At 63.1% G+C, this 20,750-nt stretch carries 4 protein-coding genes; all 4 read right to left on the bottom strand.

The window, feature by feature from the left end; translation table 11 throughout:
* Position 1: 1 nt before the first annotated feature.
* Positions 2 to 2,800: a response regulator gene (locus OU419_RS09110; RefSeq protein WP_254471830.1), complete on the bottom strand. Its 2,799-nt coding sequence runs from the start codon at positions 2,798 to 2,800 to the stop codon at positions 2 to 4.
* A 10-nt stretch (positions 2,801 to 2,810) separates the two neighbouring features.
* On the bottom strand, positions 2,811 to 4,145 hold the full coding sequence (locus OU419_RS09105) for a TolC family protein (RefSeq protein WP_254471829.1): 1,335 nt from the start codon (positions 4,143 to 4,145) through the stop codon (positions 2,811 to 2,813).
* Between the two features lie 633 nt (positions 4,146 to 4,778).
* The gene (locus OU419_RS09100; protein WP_268173312.1) at positions 4,779 to 18,716 is read right to left on the bottom strand and encodes a beta strand repeat-containing protein; all 13,938 of its coding nucleotides are present in this window, start codon (positions 18,714 to 18,716) and stop codon (positions 4,779 to 4,781) included.
* Between the two features lie 878 nt (positions 18,717 to 19,594).
* The gene (locus OU419_RS09095) at positions 19,595 to 20,749 is read right to left on the bottom strand and encodes an HlyD family efflux transporter periplasmic adaptor subunit (protein ID WP_254476739.1); all 1,155 of its coding nucleotides are present in this window, start codon (positions 20,747 to 20,749) and stop codon (positions 19,595 to 19,597) included.
* Position 20,750 lies beyond the last annotated feature (1 nt).

Below are 20,750 nucleotides of genomic sequence, written 5' to 3'. Positions count from 1 at the left end.
TTCACTTATCCCACGCTGGGTTCAGGCGCGTAATTTCGTCCAGTATCCGCAAAGCCAAGGGGTAATTGACCTCGTGAACAGCCTGCTGCAACTCATCAAAACGTTGCCCGAACATTGCCAGGAACACCGCCGCGTTATCGTCCCAAACCCATCTGGCCGTCATGTCGTTGCTCCGCAGCATTTCGCGCATTGCCGCCACGGCTCGCTGAGAGTCTGAATCAACGCCGGTTGCAGCCTCCCTCTCCGCCCCGGGCGGCGCTGCCGGCATTGCCGAGCGAATTGAACTCACCACAGAGGCCAACTCAGCTTCGAAGCGTGCCTGCAATTCAGGGTCGCCGTGCTTCTTGCGCAATGCCTGCTCCAGTTCAGCGGCGACCTGGGCACAGGCACTGGCGCCGATCGTTGCCGCGAGCCCCTTGCAGATGTGCACCATCCTGCCTGCCTTCTGCCAGTCACCGCGGCTAAGCGCTTGCGCCACCTGCTCAGCCGCTCCAGCCTGGTCGTGAGCGAACTCTTGCACAAATGTCAGGTAGGTATCGTATTTGCCCATGACATAGCGCAGCCCCGTATCCATATCCAGGCCCTGGATCACGATTGGCCAAGGTTCGGTCTGCTCCCGGGATGCGAGTGTCTTCTCCGCCGCATCGGCACCGCGCTCATTGCTGATCCAGTGCCGCAAGGTCTGCTGCAGGGTGTATGGCTCAACAGGTTTTGCGAGGAAATCATTCATGCCCGCCGCCAGGCAGCGTTGACGCTCATCCTCCATCACGTTTGCGGTGAGCGCGATGATAGGCAACTGCGCGAATTCGGGCCGCTCACGCAGTCGAATGGTGGCCTCGACGCCATCCATCTCCGGCATTTGAATGTCCATCAATATGGCGTCGTAGCTTTTCTGGCTCGCCATCTGGAGCGCCTGGCAGCCGTTGTCGGCAAACTCTGCCAGCACATCGAACTCCGCCAACAACTGCAACAGTACGTGCCGGTTCAGAAGATTGTCTTCCGCCACCAGTACGCGCGCGCCTTTCAAGCTACTGGCCGAAGAGGAGGCAGGTGCAGCCGGCGCAGGCGCCTCCTCGGTGCGAGGCCATAACGCCGCCCCCAGCAAGTCGGCTGGCACTGGCTTCAACAGCACGGTGTCGGCGCCCAGATCAAGCGCCTGCAACTGCTCATGCGCATAGGAAGTCACCAGAGCCAGGCGCGGCGCTGGCGTCAGCGCCAGGGTCTTAATGGCCGAAATCACCTGCAGCCCGTCCATTTCGCTCATGCGCCAGTCGACCAGCACAGCCTCGTAAGGCGTACCCACCTTCACAGCCGTCTGCAAGGCGGCTAGTGCGGCCTCGCCGTTAGCCGCCTCGCATGGCTCCGCGCCAAGGCTTCTCAATGCCTGGCACAGAGCCTGGCGATCGTGCGCGTCGTTATCGATCACCAGCACACGGCGATTGGCCTGTGTCGCCGCCTGCCAGATCTGTGGCGCGCCGTCGCGGCGCAACGGCAAAGTGAACCAGAACGTCGCACCCTTGCCGAACTCGCTGTTCACACCGATTTCGCCGCCCATCAGCTCGACAAGGCGCTTTGAAATCGCCAGCCCCAACCCCGTTCCGCCGTACTGGCGGGTCGTCGATTCATCGGCCTGGGTGAAATCCTGGAACAGCCTGGTTTTCTGCGCGTCGCTCAGACCAATCCCCGTGTCGAGCACAGAGAAGCGCAGCAGTACGTCCTTATCGTCTGCACGCAGGCACTCCACCGTCATGCTTACCCTGCCGCTGCGAGTGAACTTGACGGCATTATCCCCAAGGTTGAGGAGTATCTGAGAAAGGCGCAGCGAGTCGCCAATCAGCCCGTGAGGGATTGCCGCATCGACCTCAAGTGTCAGGTGCAGGCCTTTAGCCTGTGCGCGCTCGGCAAGCAGGTCCCGCACCTCATGGAGCATATTCGGCAAATCGAACGGTACCTTTTCAACCTTCAGGCAACCCGCCTCGATCTTCGAGTAATCCAGGATGTCATTGATGATGCCCAACAGGTGCTGGCTGGCCTGCATGATCTTGCGCACGTGGTCGCGCTGGCAGTCGTCAAGCTTCGTTCTTCCAAGCAAATGACCCAGGCCGTGAATCGCATTCATCGGAGTACGGATTTCGTGGCTCATATTGGCCAGGAAGCGCGCCTTGGCCTCCGTTGCTTCGTGCGCCATCTTCAGGGCGTCGTACAACGCCTGGGTCAACAGCGACTTCCAGCGCAAACTCAGAATCAGGAACAGCAGGAAGTACAGCGTAGAAAAGACGACCGACAGGGACTTGTGCAAACCCGGCTGCTTCGCCAACTCCAGAGCTGGCAGCCAGCCTTCCATCGCGCCCAAGGCGTGCAAGGCCACGAAAACGACCAACACACAGGCCTGCACAATACCTGCCCGCATCGAACCACCCAGCACGGTCGCGAAGGGCAAGACGGACATCCACCAGAACGCGGGTGAACCAACGCCACCCTGATAAACGGCATTAATCGTTACCATGACAAATGCCGAGCTGTTCATGAACAGCAGCGCACACCGATAGTTCCCCCAGCGCCATGCAATGAATGCCGCCACGGCAATGCCTGCAAAGTTCGTCAGTACATTGAGCAAGTGATGCGGCATTCCGTTATACAGGAAGAACACCGCATACACCGCCACAATGCACGTAATCATTGTCATGCCGTATATGAACATGCGTTTAAGAACCGGCTGCTCGATCGAGGCAAGCATTCCCTTACGCGACTGTCCATCTACAAACTGGCGAAGCATCAACTGGAACTCTCTATTGGCCATGACTGCCTCTTTAGAAGTTTTTATCGAGCTGCCCGGAGAGAAGTTTCAACTGATAAAGCGAACCCGCCACCCGGGCATTCGCGTCTTGCCAGGCATATTCATTTTGAGCCAGGTCACGCACCGCATTCATAACGTCCTGCCACGACTTTCGGCCGGCAATGAATTGCCGCTCATAAGAGCTGACTATCGAAGCACTGCTGTCGACCGAAGCACGCAGCGACTCGAGCCGGGCCTGGGTACCAAAGAAGGTTTCCACCTGCGCGTCCTGGAGTTTTCTCATCTCGCGAATGGCCGTACCGACATTTTCCTCGGCGGCCCCGACGCGGGTGGCTGCCGCCTTCGCCGCAGAAAACGAAGAGAATCCATTGCCGGGGGTGTAGCTCAACCCGATGAAGGCAGCCATTGAACGGTCGCCATTGTTGCTGCCATTGCCTCCCAGCGGCTGGTCCAGGCGCACAAACACCTCGGGCCAGCGCTCGGCTTGCCTGGCCTTCATCTGCTGCTCAGCCCGACTCACCGCATAGTGAGCAGTGACAACCAGAGGGGACTTGGCCGCCATCGCGGGCCAATCGGTGTCGGCATACTGCGCGGCTGCCATTTTCAGGTCCTGTACCGGCAAACGTTCAGGCTGGATGGAATCGATCGGCAACTGCGTGAGCTCCAACACCCCGCTGAGCTGCGCCAATGTCGCCAACGTAGTACGCAAGCCCACTTGAGCCTCCTGCAACTCCGTCTGCGCCTGCAATAGCCGCGCGTGCACCAGGTCGAGATCGATCTCGGGCGAGGCGCCAGTGGCCACACGTCTTTGCATGCTTGCCTGCAACTCTTCGAGCTTGGCAATCGTTGCGTGGGCCACATCGCGCTTGCCTGCAAAGGCCAGGAGCTGCTGCCACGCATCGATGATCTGTTGCGCCAGGCTCCACCATTGGCTGCGGATTGATTCGCGGGCAACCTGCTCGCCGACCAAAGCAGAGTCGATGCCCGCGCGGACCCGTCCGCCATCCCATATCGTCTGCTTCAACTGCACGGACGACCGGCTTTCATTCGAGTCCGTGCCGCGCTCCGCGCCCACAGTGAGTGACGGCAGGCGCTGGAGCTTCGCGGCCTCGACGTCCTGGCCCGCCGCCTTCACTTCGACACGCGCGGCCCCCAACGACGGATGGCTGCGCAGCGTTTCGTCCAGCAGTGATTGCAGCGTCAGACTCTCGGCACTGGTATCGCTGAAAGTATTGACAGTTGCATTGCCAGTACCACTGGCGATCAATAACACTGCCAATACGATCGGACGCAACGGCAACCTATTAATCGGACGGAGTCGACACGGGTCGGCTTTGAAGACTTTCATATTCATATCCCTCGTAAACAACGGATAGCCAATTCATGCAAATTGTCCCGTATCGAGTTCCGTCGCCCAATAAGGCAACAGTCAACAATTGCTGCCACTAAGCAAACAATTGCAAACGCCGCCGGTGACCTTCGTGTCGATAGAACGAAGCCCCCTTTAACAATCAATGGATTGCAAGCGAACCTATAACTTCATATGGCGAAGTTGTACTTTTGCTGCTCTTTCGGGGGCGAAAGTTGAACAGCCATACCCTGAGCCTCAATGAGGCCCTTGGTGATCTGAGCAAGATGCAGATGATGGCGCTGGGTGCGCCCCATGTGGCGGGAGCGGACGCTGAACCGGCTGCCCCGCCACCTTACGCTGCCGAGGGCAATCCCCCCTGCGGGCGGGTTTGATCCCTACCGATTCATACGCTGGGTGAGCCAGGTGATTCCCCGCCTGATCGTTCCGTGCGGGAATCCGGCAGCCAGGCGCGGGCCAAGCGGCCAATCCCTGCAATGACATAAATGAAAAACGGGGCACCGGCTTGCGCCGACGCCCCGTGGAAAAGTCGCCTTCCTGACCAGGGAACCGCGCACAACCCAAACGTCCGGGTTGTGCGCCTTCCCCTATCCGCCGAAGCGGAACCGAGGGTTACAGGACGGCACCGCTGTTGCTGCGCATGATCGCCTCGTCCAGCAACACCTGCGACTGGCCGTTGGTGCTGTTATACACGTCGTAGGTGTGGCCGCCGTGCGTCACAGTACCAGCCCTGGTCCAGTCAGCTGCGTTCCAGGACTGACCCAGTTGGACGGTATCGTCAGCTCCACCGGTGATCACCATCTGATGGCGACCGCCGCTGACCAGCCCTGTCCAGCCGCTGGCATTGTTGAACTGATCGACACCGGACTGGAGCACATCCGCCGCCGACAGCTTGAGCGTGTTGGCGCCCGTGCCATCGAGGAGGATCGAGTCAATGCGCAGGTCGGCGACCTTGTTGAGGTCGATGATCTGGTCATGGCCAGCCACATTCAGCGTCTTGAGGCCGCCAACGTCCTGCAGCAGGTGGGCCACTTCGCCGTTCTGCTCGACCACCGTAAGGTGCATGGTCTTCAGGACGCCCGACTCCTGGCCTTCCACCGCAGTCCGGAACTCCAGCGTGTGCTCGCCGAGGCTCAGGCCGTTGATCGTGCCGCCCCAGCCGCTGTCGTCCTGCGAGAAGCTGGCGATCAGCGAACCGTTGTCGTAGACGTTGACGGCGGCGCCGAGTCCATAATCGATCGAGCCACCCACCGAGACGCTGGTGGAGTCCGTGACCGCACCATCCTGCAGGGGGCCGGACCAACCGCTGACATCGTTGCTTGTGGTGAAGTTGTCATTGTTGATCGTGAACGAGTGGTTGTCGGAGCCAAACACCGTAATGAACGAACTCACGTTGGAACTCGTCCCCTCGGCGTGCGTCACGGTATCGACGACCCTCGCGGAGATAGCGTGGCTCCCGTGCTGGTTTACATCGACATCCATCGTCCAGGAGAGCCCGGATACCGTTGCGTAGCCGACCAGGGTGGCGCCGTCATACACAGCGAGCTTCTCGTTGGCTCCCAGGCCATCGGACAAACGACCGTAGTAGTGATTCACGCCGCCGTCGAAATCTCCGTAGGAAGTCTGGCCGCCGGAGCTGTAGGCCGTTGGCTGGGGACCGTCGAGGGTCACAACCTGGGTCGGGTGGTCACCCTGGACCGCAACATCCCACGCGGACGAAGCAGCACCTTGCTGGCCGGCTGTCGTCTCGACGCGCGCCGTCAGGGCGTGGCCGCCCAGCCCGAGGTTGCTAGTGGTGTAGGACCAGTGAGTGGCATCGATCATCGTGGCCACGCCCAGGCGGCTGGAGCCGTCGTACACCACCACCTGCTCACCTGTAGCCAGCGCGGCACTGACGGTGCCGTTCAGGCCGACAGTCGCGGCCGATGTCGTACCGCCATCGGTAATCGCTGCGTGCGAGGCCGGGTCGTTGACCGCAGTGATGGTCGCCGCCTGCGTCGGGGCCACAGCCGGCTCCACATTCACAGTGAAGGCAGTCGAGCGGACGTGAGCGTTGCCGCTGGCATCTTCCACCACAGCCGTCAGTTGGTGCGTACCAACCGCCAATGTGCTGGCGAAGCTCCAGGTGGTGCCGTTCAGCGTGGCGGTGCCCAGGCGAGTGGTGCCGTCGTAAATCACTAGCGATTCGCCCGGCTGCATGGCAGCCGAGAGCGTGCCGCCGAGCAACGGGGTGCCATCGTCGGTCACGAACTCGGTGGCCGTGGAGTTGGCCTTCAGGTTGCCCTGGACCCCACCCACATCGTCCTGGATCGTATCGAAGCCCAGGTGCAGCAGGTTGACCACCGCTGCCGGGCTGGCCGGGCCTTGGGCACCAGACAGCGTGCTCTCGACCCGTGCCGTCAGGTTATGCAGCCCGTCGGACCATACGACCTTCTGCAAGCCGGTGCGGGTATTGGTCAGATCCGTGAACGTCCATGTGGTGCCATTGACCGTAGCGGTGCCCAGACGCGTAGAGCCGTCGTAGATCGCCACCACCTCCGAGGAGAGCAACGCCCCGCTGAGCTGGCCCGACAGAGTGGGCGAGCGGCCGTCCACACTCACACCACCGTCATCGGTGTAGGCCACCGAACCGTCGCTGGTGATCATGAGCGTCGTCGTAACGGCAGGGGTGCCTACCTGGCAATCGACCGTATCGCTGACCACCGGGACATGCGTGGTGGAGTCTTCGATCCGGGCCGAAAGATGGTGCAGACCATTGGCCAAGGCCGCAGGCACCGAGTACGTCCAGGTGTGGTTGGCGTTGAGCGTTGCCGAACCCAGGCGAGTGTCGCCGTCATAGATGCCGACGACCTGGTTCGCCCGAAGGTCGGCGAGCACCGAACCGGTCAACGTCGGAGTGGCCGAGGACACGGAGACCGCGTTCGCGTCGATGGTGTTCTCGTAGACCGAGAAGGCCGGAGACGCTACACCGTCCACACCACCCAGCACGCGGGCCGTGATCGAGTGGTTGCCGCCCGCCAGCTCGTAGGCCGGGGTGAAGGTCCAACCCGAACCGCTGACGGTTGCGTAGCCCAGCAGTTCGCCGTTGTCGTACACACCCACCTTCTGGCCAGCCGTGAGGTTGGCGCTGAGGGTACCCACGATCTGCGGCAGACGGTTGTGAACATCCACACCGCTGGTGCTTTCACCACCGACGGAGGTAATGGCGGCCCTCTGGTGCGGCACGGCAGTATCGACCGTCAGGTTGTAAGAGGCCTGCGAGACCGGCGCATGGGTAGCCGAGTCCTCCAGCACGACGCGCAGTTGATGCTGCCCTGCGGCCAGGCCGGAGGTATTGAATGCCCACACGCCGTCGGCCACCGTCGCTGCACCGAGGTAGGTCGTACCGTCGTATACCGCGATCCGCTCCGACGCATCGAGCGCACCCTTGAGCAGGCCCGACAGTACCGGCGAGCTATCACCGCTCAGGCCGGAGGTAGCGCCATTGGCGGCCAGGTTGCCCTGTTGGGCACCCGTGCTGACAACCACCTGCTGGAGCTCGACAAACTTGATGTCGGCGTCGAACGACGCAGCAGGGCCATTGAGGCCGGATGCCGGGTTTTCCACCCGTACCGTCAGATTGTGCAGACCACCCTGGAGCGCTGCCGTGGTGTAGGACCAGGTGTTGCCAGTCACGGAGGCGGTACCCAAACGGGTTGCGCCGTCGTAGATGGCCACTACGTCGCCGGTATGGAGACCAGCCGACAGCGTGCCGGAGAGGGCCAGTGTGGTGTCGTCGGTGGACTGGCCGGCGCTCAGGTTGCCCTGCTGCACGCCGGCGTTGTCCGCCACGGCCACGATGGTCACGGTCTGGGTTGGGGCCAAAGGAGAGGCCACGTTGATGGTGTAGTTGCCCGAGAGGATGCGGTCGTTGCCGCTGCCGTCCTGGATATGGGCGCTCAGGGTATGTGCTCCCTGGGCCAGGCCGGTGCCCGGGGTGAAGGTCCAGGTGGTGCCGTTGACCACGGCGTCGCCGAGCCGGGTGGTACCGTCGTAGATGGCCACCTTCTCGCCTGCCGCCAGCGCCGCGCCGAGCGTACCGCTCAGGGTCGGGGTGGCATCGTCGGTGGTGCCGTTGTCTGCGACAGCGCCAACCACCGCGCCCACGTCATCGCCGACACTGCCGATGGCCACGGAGCTTTCGATGACCGCGAAGGCCGGGCTCGACGAGCCACTCAGGCCGCTGACGATGTTCTCGACGCGCGCCGTGAGGCTGTGCGCGCCGGACGCCAGTGCACCGGTGGTGTAGGTCCAGGTGGTGCCAGTCACGGTGGCGGTACCCAGGCGGGTACTGCCGTCGTAGATGGCCACCACGTCGCCAGCATTGAGGCCGGCCGACAGGGTGCCGGACAGAGCCAGCGTAGTGTCGTCGGTAGACTGGCCGGCGGTCAGGTTGCCCTGCTGGACGCCGACGTTGTCCACCGCAGCCACGATGGTCACGGTCTGGGCCGGGGCCGCTGGAGAGACTACGTTGATCACGACATTGCCCGAGACGATACGGTCGTGGCCGAGGCCATCCTGGATGTGGGCACTGAGGTTGTGCGCGCCCTCAGCCAACGGGGTGGCCGGGGTGAAGGTCCAATGGGTGCCATTGACCGTGGCTTCGCCAATCTTGGTGGCGCCGTCGAAGATGGACACCTTCTCACCCACGCCCAGCGCCGCATCCAGCGTGCCCTCCAGGGTCGGGGTGTGATCCTGCACGAGCGCATTTGCCACTACTTGAAGCGTCAGGGAGGAGACACCGTACCCGCCTTGCGAGGCCGAGTTAGCGATAGCGCTTTGGATGCCGCTGACATTGAAGTCGATGATGCCCAACTGGTCAGCCGACGAATGCTTCGCCTGCAGCACCGTCGCGATGATGTTGCCTTCCGCGTCATTGGTCAGCGAGACCTGAACGGCCTTGACGAAAATTTCATCGACTTTTTCAAGCCAGAACTTGACGACACCCGGTGTCGAGTTATCGAACAGGTAGACGCCGTAGGCGCTTACCCCGCCGACCTGCGTACCGCCGGACATGGCCGCGACCTGCGAAGCTGAGGTAATGCCGCTGACCAGCCCCGTGCCGATGATGGACCCCGTCGACTGTACGTACTGGTTGTAGGCAAGCTGGGTGGTGCTCGCCGAATCCGCCCTGATATTGCCCTGATCCACCGTGACTGCGAAGCCAATACCGTTCTCGATCGTCGAGTAGGCCGGGCTGGACGGGCCGTTCTGGCCGCTGACCGGGTTTTCGACGCGCGCGGTGAAGTTGTGCGCGCCGGAGGCCAGCGCGCCGGTGGTGTAGGTCCAGGCCGTGCCGGTAACGGTGGCGATACCCAGGCGGGTTGCGCCATCGTAGATCGCCACGATGTCGCCGGCATTGAGGCCAGCCGACAGGATGCCGGAGAGGGCCAGCGTGGTGTCGTCGGTGGAGCCGGCGGTCAGGTTGGTCAGGTTGCCCTGCTGTACGCCGACGTTATCCTCCACGACCACGATGGCCACGTTCTGGGTCGGGGGCACAGGAGAGGCCACTTTGACCGTATAGCTGGCGGAGACGACGCGGTCGTTGCCGCTGCCGTCCTGGATGTGAGCGCTCAGTTTGTGCGCACCGTCCGCCAGCGGGGTGGACGGGGTGAAGGTCCAGCCGGTGCCGTTGACCACGGCGTCGCCGAGCTTGGTGACGCCATCGTAGATAGCCACCTTCTCGCCGGAGGCCAGCGCCGCGTCGAGCTCGCCGTTCAGCGTCGGCATGGTGTCGTCGGTGATGTCCCCGTAGTCGACCGCACCGACCACCGCGCCTACGTCGTCGACGGCGCCGCTGATGGCGACGGCGTTCTCGACCGCCACGAAGGCCGGGCTGGACGGGCCGTTCAGGCCGCTGGCGGGGTTCTCGACGCGTGCCGTGAGGCTGTGCGCGCCGGATTCCAGGTAGCCGGTGAAGTAGGTCCAGTTGGTACCAGTAACGGTGGCGGTACCCAGGCGGGTGCTGCCGTCGTAGATGGCCACCACGTCGCCAGCATTGAGGCCGGCCGACAGGGTGCCGGAGAGGTCCAGCGTGCTGTCGTCGGTGGACTGGCCGGCGGTCAGGTTGCCCTTCTGCGCGCCGAAGTTGTCCGCCACGGCCACGATGGTCACGGCCTGGGTCGGTGCTACAGGAGAGGCCACGTTGATGGTGTAGTTGCCCGAGAGGATGCGGTCGTTGCCGCTGCCGTCCTGGATATGGGCGCTCAGGGTATGTGCTCCCTGGGCCAGGCCGGTGCCCGGGGTGAAGGTCCAGGTGGTGCCGTTGACCACGGCGTCGCCGAGCCGGGTGGTACCGTCGTAGATGGCCACCTTCTCACCTGCCGCCAGCGCCGCGCCGAGCGTGCCGCTCAGGGTGGGGGTGGCATCGTCGGTGGTGCCGTTGTCTGCGACAGCGCCAACCACCGCGCCCACGTCGTCGAGGGCGCCGCTGATAGCGACGGCGTTCTCGAGCGCCGCGAAGGCCGGGCTGGACGGGCCGTTCTGGCCGCTGACCGGGTTCTCGACGCGTGCCGTGAGGTTGTGCGCGCCGGATACCAGTACGCCGGTGGTGTAGGTCCACGCAGTGCCGGTAACGGTGGCGGTACCCAAACGGGTGCTGCCGTCGTAGATGGCCACCACGTCGCCAGCATTGAGGCCGGCCGACAGGGTGCCCGAGAGGGCCAGCGTGGTGTCGTCGGTGGACTGGCCGGCAGTCAGGTTGCCCTGCTGCACGCCGACGTTGTCCACCGCCGTGTCGATGGTTACTGTCTGGGTCGGGGTCACAGGAGAGACCACGTTGATGGTGTAGTTGCCCGAGAGGATGCGGTCGGTGCCGCTGCTACTCTGGATGTGGGCGCTCAGGGTGTGCACACCGTCCGACAGGTCAACGGTGGGAGTAAAGGTCCAACTGGTGCCATTGACCGTGGCCTCGCCGATCTTGGTGGCGCCATCGTAGATGGCAACCTTCTCGCCCGCGCCAAGCGCGGCATCCAGATGACCGGAGAATTCAGGCCGGTGATCGGCCGTCGGAGCATCGCTTACTCCGGTATCCAGGGTGAAGGTGGCCCCTTGGGCCGGGCCGTTGGACGGCGTCCTGCCATAGTTCACGACATTGCTGTCGGCCGTCAGGTCGGCCAGGGTGCGCCCGGAGAGCGAGGTGGTGCCGCCCAGGATCGTCAGGTTGTTGTTGTCGGTTGCGCCATACAGGCCGCCCACGTAGTGGATGCTCTCCACCGTGTAGTAGCCGCCCAGGTCGATCTGCAGCCATTCGGTCTGTGACCAGCCGCCGCTGGAATACTCGGCGTTCGGGTTGCCGTCCACTGCGCCACTGCCGTTGGTGCCGTTGTACGTGGTGACGGTCTTGCCACGAGCGACGTTGACACCGCCCGAGTAGACCTCGATCTCACCCGCCCTCAGCCACCAGCCCGAGATGTTCTCGCGCTGTACCAGGATGTAGCGAACGGATGGACCATTGCCAACCTCGGTACCCACGTCGTTGTATGCGGCGATCGTGGTGCCGTTCTCGACAACCGAGAAGGCCGGGCTGGACGAGCCGCTCAGGCCGCTGACCGAGTTTTCGACGCGGGCCGTGAGGTTGTGGGCGCCGGATGCGAGTGCGCCGGTGGTGTAGGTCCAGGTGGTGCTGCCGGTAATGGTGGCGGTACCCAGGCGGGTGCTGCCGTCGTAGATGGCCACGACGTCGCCGGTACTGAAGCTGGCCGACAGGGTGCCGGAGAGGGCCAGGGTGGTGTCGTCGGTGGATTGGCCGGCGGTCAGGTTGCCCTGCTGCACGCCGACGTTGTCCGCCACGGTGGTGATGGTAGCGGTCTGGGTCGGCGCCACGGGCGCGGTGATTGTGTTGATCGTGAAATTGGTCGAAACGATGCGGTCGGTGCCGCTGCCATCCTGGATGTGGGCGCTCAGGGTGTGCGCGCCCACGGCCAGGCCGGTGGTCGGGGTGAAGGTCCAGGTAGTGCCGTTGACCACGGCGTCGCCAAGCCTGGTGGCGCCGTCGTAGATGGCCACCTTCTCGCCCGCGCCCAGGGCGGCGCCAAGCGTGCCGCTCAAGGTCGGGGTGGTGTCGTCGGTGGTGCCGTTATTGGCCACCGCACCGACCACCAGGCCGGCATCATCGCTGACACTGCCGATGGCCACGGAGCTTTCGATGACCGAGAAGGCCGGGCTGGACGAGCCGCTCAGGCCGCTGACCGGGTTCTCGACGCGGGCCGTGAGGTTGTGGGCGCCGGATGCCAGTGCACCGGTGGTGTAGGTCCAGGTGGTGCCGGTAACGGTGGCGGTACCCAGGCGGGTGCTGCCGTCGTAGATGGCCACGACGTCGCCGACATTGAGGCCGGCCGACAGGGTGCCCGAGAGGGCCAGCGTGGTGTCGTCGGTGGACTGGCCGGCGGTCAGGTTGCCCTGCTGCACGCCGACGTTGTCCGCTACGGTGGCGATGGTTACGGTCTGGGTCGGAGGTACAGGAGAGATCACGTTGATGGTGTAGTTGCCCGAGAGGATGCGGTCGGTGCCGCTGCTACTCTGGAGGTGGGCGCTCAGGATGTGCGCGCCGTCTGCCAGCGGGGTGGACGGGGTGAAGGTCCAGGTGGTGCCGTTGACCACGGCGTTGCCGAGCTTGGTGGCGCCATCGTAGATGGCAACCTTCTCGCCTGCGCCGAGCGCCGCGCCGAGCGTGCCGGTAAGGGTCGGCAGATGGTCGTCGGTGGCGGCGCCGTTGTCCACCGCGCCAAGCACCAGGCCAATGTCGTCGCCGACGCTGCCGATGGCCACGGAGCTTTCGATGACCGCGAAGGCCGGGCTGGACGGGCCGTACTGGCCGCTGACGGTGTTCTCGACGCGCGCAGTGAAGCTGTGCGCGCCGGAGGTGAGGAGGCCGGTGAAGTAGGTCCAGTTGGTACCAGTAACGGTGGCGGTACCCCGGCGGATGCTGCCGTCGTAGATGGCCACGACGTCGCCGGTACTGAGGCTGGCCGACAGGGTGCCGGAGAGGTCCAGCGTTCTGTCGTCGGTGGACTGGCCGGCGCTCAGGGTGCCCTGCTGTACGCCGACGTTGTCGGTCAGCGTATCCAGAGTGACATGAATGGCGGAGGCATAGATGACGGTGAAGGGGGTGCCGTCCGCCTCTGCGATGTTGCCGGCCTTGTCAGTGAACTTGACGTGCGGCGTGTAGGTGTTATCTGGCAGCGGATCGGTGACCGCCACGGAGTAACGGCCCGCAGCATCGGCGGTGGCCGTGTAGGTGTGACCGTTGATCGTTACTTCTACCACGGCACCGGCTTCGGCAGTTCCCGAAATAACCGGCAAGTCGCTGGCGGTAATGCCGTCGCCCAAAATGCCCGTATCGCTGGACGGATCCAGTTGCGCAGTCGGTGTGCCAGAGGCGACGGTATCGATGGTGACGACCTGAACAGATACCGGGCCGACTACGTTGCCGGCCGCATCCACCAGTTTCGCTTCAATGTCGTGCTCGCCGTCGGCAAGAGCCGTTGCAATGGGGTAGCCCCACGCGCCGCCCGTCACAATGGCATAACCGGCGAACACGCCGTCTACGTAGACAGCGATACCGGTATTGTCTGGAGCCGAGCTGGTGCCCTGGATGACAAGGGTGTTGTCGTTGGTGATGTAGTCGGAGTCGCTTGCCCCGCTATCGTGCGAAATGTGGATGATGGTTACGGTCGCAGTGGCGAGCGGATCGGCAGAGCCGTCCGGCAGCAGGCTGCCTGAGGTGTCGACCGAGACGTTCAGGGTGCTGACCGGCGAGACATTGCCCGCAGCGTCGGTCTGCCGGACCTGAACAGTGTTCGCGCCTTCGGCAAGACCGGTGATCTGGGTACCCGTGCCATTCAGCCAGGTGGTGCCGCCATCGAGGGAGTACTGCCAGGAAGCGCCGGTTTCCAGACCGGTGACGTTGATGGTGCCGTTGCTGGTGATGCCGTCACTGGCGCTCACGCCGGTGTCGCTTTCCAGTGCCAGGCCGGGTGCTGCCGCAGCCGTGTCAACGGTGACGTTCAGCGTGCCGACCGGCGAGACATTGCCCGCAGCGTCGGTCTGCCGGACCTGAACAGTGTTCGCGCCTTCGGCAAGACCGGTGATCTGGGTACCCGAGCCATCCACCCAGGTGGTGCCGCCATCGAGGGAGTACTGCCAGGAAGCGCCGGCTTCCAGACCGGTGACGTTGATGGTGCCGTTGCTGGTGATGCCGTCACTGGCGCTCACGCCGGTGTCGCTTTCCAGTGCCAGGCCGGGTGCTGCCGCAGCCGTGTCAACGGTGACGTTCAGCGTGCCGACCGGCGAGACATTGCCCGCAGCGTCGGTCTGCCGGACCTGAACAGTGTTCGCGCCTTCGGCAAGACCGGTGATCTGGGTACCCGAGCCATTCAGCCAGGTGGTGCCGCCATCGAGAGAGTATTGCCAGGAAGCGCCGGCTTCCAGACCGGTGACGTTGATGGTGCCGTTGCTGGTGATGCCGTCACTGGCGCTCATGCCGGTGTCGCTTTCCAGTGCCAGGCCGGGTGCAGCGGCAGCCGTGTCGACGGTGACATTCAGCGTGGCAACCGGCGAGACATTGCCCGCAGCGTCGGTCTGCCGGACCTGAACAGTGTTCGCGCCTTCGGCAAGACCGGTGATCTGGGTACCCGAGCCATCCACCCAGGTGGTGCCGCCATCGAGGGAGTATTGCCAGGAAGCGCCGGCTTCCAGACCGGTGACGTTGATGGTGCCGTTGCTGGTGATGCCGTCACTGGCGCTCGCGCCGGTGTCGCTTTCCAGCGCCAGGCTGGGCGCTGCCGGAGCCGCTGTGTCGACGGTGACATTCAGCGTAGCAACCGGCGAGACATTGCCCGCAGCGTCGGTCTGCCGGACCTGAACAGTGTTCGCGCCTTCGGCAAGACCGGTGATCTGGGTACCCGAGCCATCCAGCCAGGTGGTGCCGCCATCGAGGGAGTATTGCCAGGAAGCGCCGGCTTCCAGACCGGTGATGTTGATGGTGCCGTTGCTGGTGATGCCGTCACTGGCGCTCACGCCGGTGTCGCTTTCCAGTGCCAGGCCGGGTGCTGCCGCAGCCGTGTCAACGGTGACGTTCAGCGTGGCAACCGGCGAGACATTGCCCGCAGTATCGAGCTCTCTGACCTGAATAGCGTATACACCATCGGCAAGACCGGTGATCTGGGTACCCGAGCCATCCAGCCAGGTGGTGCCGCCATCGAGGGAGTACTGCCAGGAAGCGCCGGTTTCCAGACCGGTGATGTTGATGGTGCCGTTGCTGGTGATGCTGTCACTGGCGTTGGCGCCGGTGTCGCTTTCCAGCGCCAGGCCGGGCGCTGCCGGAGCCGCTGTGTCGACGGTGACATTCAGCGTAGCAACCGGCGAGACATTGCCCGCAGTGTCGGTCTGCCGGACCTGAACAGTGGTCGCGCCTTCGGCAAGACCGGTGATCTGGGTACCCGTGCCATCCAGCCAGGTGGTGCCGCCATCGAGGGAGTATTGCCAGGAAGCGCCGGTTTCCAGACCGGTGATGTTGATGGTGCCGTTGCTGGTGATGCCGTCACTGGCGCTCACGCCGGTGTCGCTTTCCAGTGCCAGGCCGGGTGCTGCCGCAGCCGTGTCAACGGTGACGTTCAGCGTGGCAACCGGCGAGACATTGCCCGCAGTATCGAGCCCTCTGACCTGAATAGCGTATACACCATCGGCAAGACCGGTGATCTGGGTACCCGAGCCATCCAGCCAGGTGGTGCCGCCATCGAGGGAGTACTGCCAGGAAGCGCCGGTTTCCAGACCGGTGATGTTGATGGTGCCGTTGCTGGTGATGCTGTCACTGGCGCTCACGCCGGTGTCGCTTTCCAGCGCCAGGCTGGGCGCTGCCGGAGCCGCTGTGTCGACGGTGACATTCAGCGTGGCAACCGGCGAGACATTGCCCGCAGCGTCGGTCTGCCGGACCTGAACAGTGGTCGCGCCTTCGGCAAGACCGGTGATCTGGGTACCCGTGCCATCCAGCCAGGTGGTGCCGCCATCGAGGGAGTATTGCCAGGAAGCGCCGGTTTCCAGACCGGTGATGTTGATGGTGCCGTTGCTGGTGATGCCGTCACTGGCGCTCACGCCGGTGTCGCTTTCCAGTGCCAGGCCGGGTGCTGCCGCAGCCGTGTCAACGGTGACGTTCAGCGTGGCAACCGGCGAGACATTGCCCGCAGTATCGAGCCCTCTGACCTGAATAGCGTATACACCATCGGCAAGACCGGTGATCTGGGTACCCGAGCCATCCAGCCAGGTGGTGCCGCCATCGAGGGAGTACTGCCAGGAAGCGCCGGTTTCCAGACCGGTGATGTTGATGGTGCCGTTGCTGGTGATGCTGTCACTGGCGCTCACGCCGGTGTCGCTTTCCAGCGCCAGGCTGGGCGCTGCCGGAGCCGCTGTGTCGACGGTGACATTCAGCGTGGCAACCGGCGAGACATTGCCCGCAGCGTCGGTCTGCCGGACCTGAACAGTGGTCGCGCCTTCGGCAAGACCGGTGATCTGGGTACCCGTGCCATTCAGCCAGGTGGTGCCGCCATCGAGGGAGTACTGCCAGGAAGCGCCGGCTTCCAGACCGGTGACGTTGATGGTGCCGTTGCTGGTGATGCCGTCACTGGCGCTCACGCCGGTGTCGCTTTCCAGTGCCAGGCCGGGTGCTGCCGCAGCCGTGTCAACGGTGACGTTCAGCGTGCCGACCGGCGAGACATTGCCCGCAGCGTCGGTCTGCCGGACCTGAACAGTGTTCGCGCCTTCGGCAAGACCGCTGATCTGGGTACCCGAGCCATTCAGCCAGGTGGTGCCGCCATCGAGAGAGTATTGCCAGGAAGCGCCGGCTTCCAGACCGGTGACGTTGATGGTGCCGTCGCTGGTGATGCCGTCACTGGCGCTCATGCCGGTGTCGCTTTCCAGTGCCAGGCCGGGTGCAGCGGCAGCCGTGTCGACGGTGACATTCAGCGTGGCAACCGGCGAGACATTGCCCGCAGCGTCGGTCTGCCGGACCTGAACAGTGTTCGCGCCTTCGGCAAGACCGGTGATCTGGGTACCCGAGCCATCCACCCAGGTGGTGCCGCCATCGAGGGAGTATTGCCAGGAAGCGCCGGCTTCCAGACCGGTGACGTTGATGGTGCCGTTGCTGGTGATGCCGTCACTGGCGCTCGCGCCGGTGTCGCTTTCCAGCGCCAGGCTGGGCGCTGCCGGAGCCGCTGTGTCGACGGTGACATTCAGCGTAGCAACCGGCGAGACATTGCCCGCAGCGTCGGTCTGCCGGACCTGAACAGTGTTCGCGCCTTCGGCAAGACCGGTGATCTGGGTACCCGAGCCATCCAGCCAGGTGGTGCCGCCATCGAGGGAGTATTGCCAGGAAGCGCCGGCTTCCAGACCGGTGACGTTGATGGTGCCGTTGCTGGTGATGCCGTCACTGGCGCTCACGCCGGTGTCGCTTTCCAGTGCCAGGCCGGGTGCTGCCGCAGCCGTGTCAACGGTGACGTTCAGCGTGGCAACCGGCGAGACATTGCCCGCAGCGTCGGTCTGCCGGACCTGAACAGTGTTCGCGCCTTCGGCAAGACCGGTGATCTGGGTACCCGAGCCATTCAGCCAGGTGGTGCCGCCATCGAGGGAGTATTGCCAGGAAGCGCCGGCTTCCAGACCGGTGACGTTGATGGTGCCGTTGCTGGTGATGCCGTCACTGGCGTTGGCGCCGGTGTCGCTTTCCAACGCCAGGCCGGGCGCTGCCGGAGGGGTTACGTCGATATTGCCGGCATTGGTCGGCCGACTCACCTTGCCCGAAGAGTCCGTCTCGGTGACGGATACAGGGCCATTGGTGTGCATGGTTCGCGGTACGTCAATCCGCCAGCGGCCATTACCGTCCACAACATCAGTACTGGTGCTGCCGTCCGGCCAGGATACAGTGATGGTGTCACCCGGCTTACCGGTACCCGACACGTCCTGCTTACCGTCGCCGTCCTGATCACCGATCTTGGCCGACGGAGCGGACGGCAGATTGCTCGAGGGCGTGTTCGACGGAGCAGAGCGCTTCGACGAAGAACCGCCGCCACCGCCGCCACCGCCAGCCGCTGCCAGGCCAACAACACCCGCGCCGGCCAGCCCTACCGCCCACAGCGGGATGTCGCCTACCCCGAGAACTGATGAAGCGGGGGGAATCAGGCCTCCCTCAGGGCCTTCCGCAGTCAACGGCGAAATGCTGAAGTTCTCAGTAGTACCCGGCGCGGTATCGAAGTAACAGGGGGTCGCTACTGTGTCATCACTGTAGAACCCTTCCAGACTCACCACTTGCTGGCCGTCGACTTCGACCAGCAGGTCTTTCCGCGCCTTCCCACCACGCTTAACCGACAGATGCTCCGGCGGATTGCCGGTCGCAGAGTCAATCACGTCGTAATGCGCGCCCGGCTCGGCCTTGATCTTCACGATCTTCCCAGACTTGTCTGCAACAAGTTGGACAGTTTCAGTATGGCCGTTGGCCAGATGCTTACGAAGGAGCAGAGTCATTTTCATACCTCTATAGAAACCAGAATTCAAAACGCAACGACTAATTCTTTAATTGAGGGAAAGGTGAGGACATCACCCTCCCCTCTCAAAAGGGCCTAGGAATTTTCCGAAAAATTTAAGAGTTCGAATGGGGCTTGCCAGAGGCTCTGGACAAGCACCCGAATGATCGAACCCACAGGATTTGCAAGAGCACTAAAGTGCGCCATTGCACCGATAACTCCCTGAAATCCAAGATAGCCATATGCTCTCCCACCCAATACGGCTACCCAATAGGAAAATCGCAAACAATCCCTAACGGATTTCAAACAATCCCTAACAGATTCCAAACAATTCCAAACGCGGCTTGCCCGCGCCAATGCATGAGGATTCAGAAGTTCTTCCAGCGGGTATCGAGCCAGGCAGGGATGATTGGCGCAGGCTTTAATGCGGCAGTTTCAGGCTGCCGTTTGTGGGCTGGCCCTGGCGCAGCAGGTAACGCAGGCGTTGCGACCAAGCCAAGCGACAACGTCTGCCGGCAGCGCTGCCAAGGGATCATGGCAGCCCCTGTCCGTCTGCCAGGCGGCAAGGAGGGCTATGCCGTCGGCACTCCCAGCGCCTGGTTCCGCTCATTGCAATCTGCAGGCGCGCGGCGACTTCTTTACTGGCCGGTAGCGAAGCCCGCGCCACCTGGCAGGTAGGCCCCTGCCAGCCACGGAGGAACGGTCAGCGCTATAAATATCCGCGCCAACACCCGGCGCAGACAGCCTCAAGAAAAAGCCAGTACTTCAGCAGAAACAAAAAAGGCCGCAAAACGGGACATCCGCTGCGGCCTATATGATGGGTTGAATTGAGTTTAAATTTTAATTCATGCTCTTATTTCTCACTGAACAGCGACTAACTCAGCGTTCAGTCATCGCCTCAGATATTGTTTTGGTAATTGGCTTGATCAAATAGTTCAGAACCGTGCGATTACCCGTGCGCACATCAACCTGGCCAGTAATACCGGGTTGCAGATCCGTGCCGGGGATGCGATCACTGCCTTTGAGGCTAATGCGAATGCGGTAATAAACTTCTTCGCCACGTGCTGTCTTTTCGGTGAGGGCGTCAGGACTTACGAACGTGACCTGGCCTTTCAATACACCGAAGATGCTGTAGTCATAGGCGTCCAGCTTAACGCTGGCCGGTGCGCCTTTACGCACATATGCCACGTCGGCAGGCCGCAGCTTTGCCTCAAACACCAATTCACCATCACCGGGCACAATTTGCATGATCACATCCCCCGGGCGAACACTCGCGCCGACGGTATTAATGTCGATGTTGCGCACCACCCCGCTCATTGGGGCAACCAGTCTGGTGTGTTCGAGTAGCTCGTGGCGGTCGGCGAGCTCCTGCTCGCGAGTATTGAGGTCCTCTTCAGCCTTGGTCATTTCCGTCTGGGCATCCTGGAAATACTTGTTGTGCAGATTGACGAGCTGCCCCTCCAGCTCGGCCTGCTGGTGCTCCAGGCGCAACACGTCGGATTTGCCGACATCTTTGCTGTTCAGCAACGGACGCATGAGAGCGAGTTCAGCACGTACCGGGCGCAGGTTCTTCTCCAGGGCGGCCTCCGCTTCCTTGAGTGCACGCTGCCGAAGGGTGAAGAGTTCAGTCTGGTTACGTACGAATTCCGGGTAGGCATTCACTTCGGGAGGGAACTGCAGAGGACGGGAGAACACCTCTGCCTGCAGCCGAGCCAATGTCGCCTTCAATGCTATGACTTTGCCCTGGCTATCGTCGTTGGAGGCCTGTGCACGCGCTCGTTGCAGTTCAACCAACAACTGCCCCTTCTCGACGCGGTCACCTTCCTTGACCAGGACCGCGGAGATAATTCCCATGTCAGCCGGCTGAATGACTTGAGTTCCCGCAACAGCCACAATGCGACCGCTGGCATGCACAATTTCGTCGATACGCACCCAGGCAGACAAACTGATGGTGCCGATCAGCCCCAGGGAGGCGAGCACAATGAAAACTGCCGCCCTGCGCGACCCGCGCGTAGTTTTTGAGAGACGTTGCATG

It is taken from the genome of Pseudomonas triclosanedens, assembly GCF_026686735.1.
GTDB lineage: Bacteria > Pseudomonadota > Gammaproteobacteria > Pseudomonadales > Pseudomonadaceae > Pseudomonas > Pseudomonas triclosanedens.
This window is presented reverse-complemented; position numbering and strand designations above follow the sequence as displayed.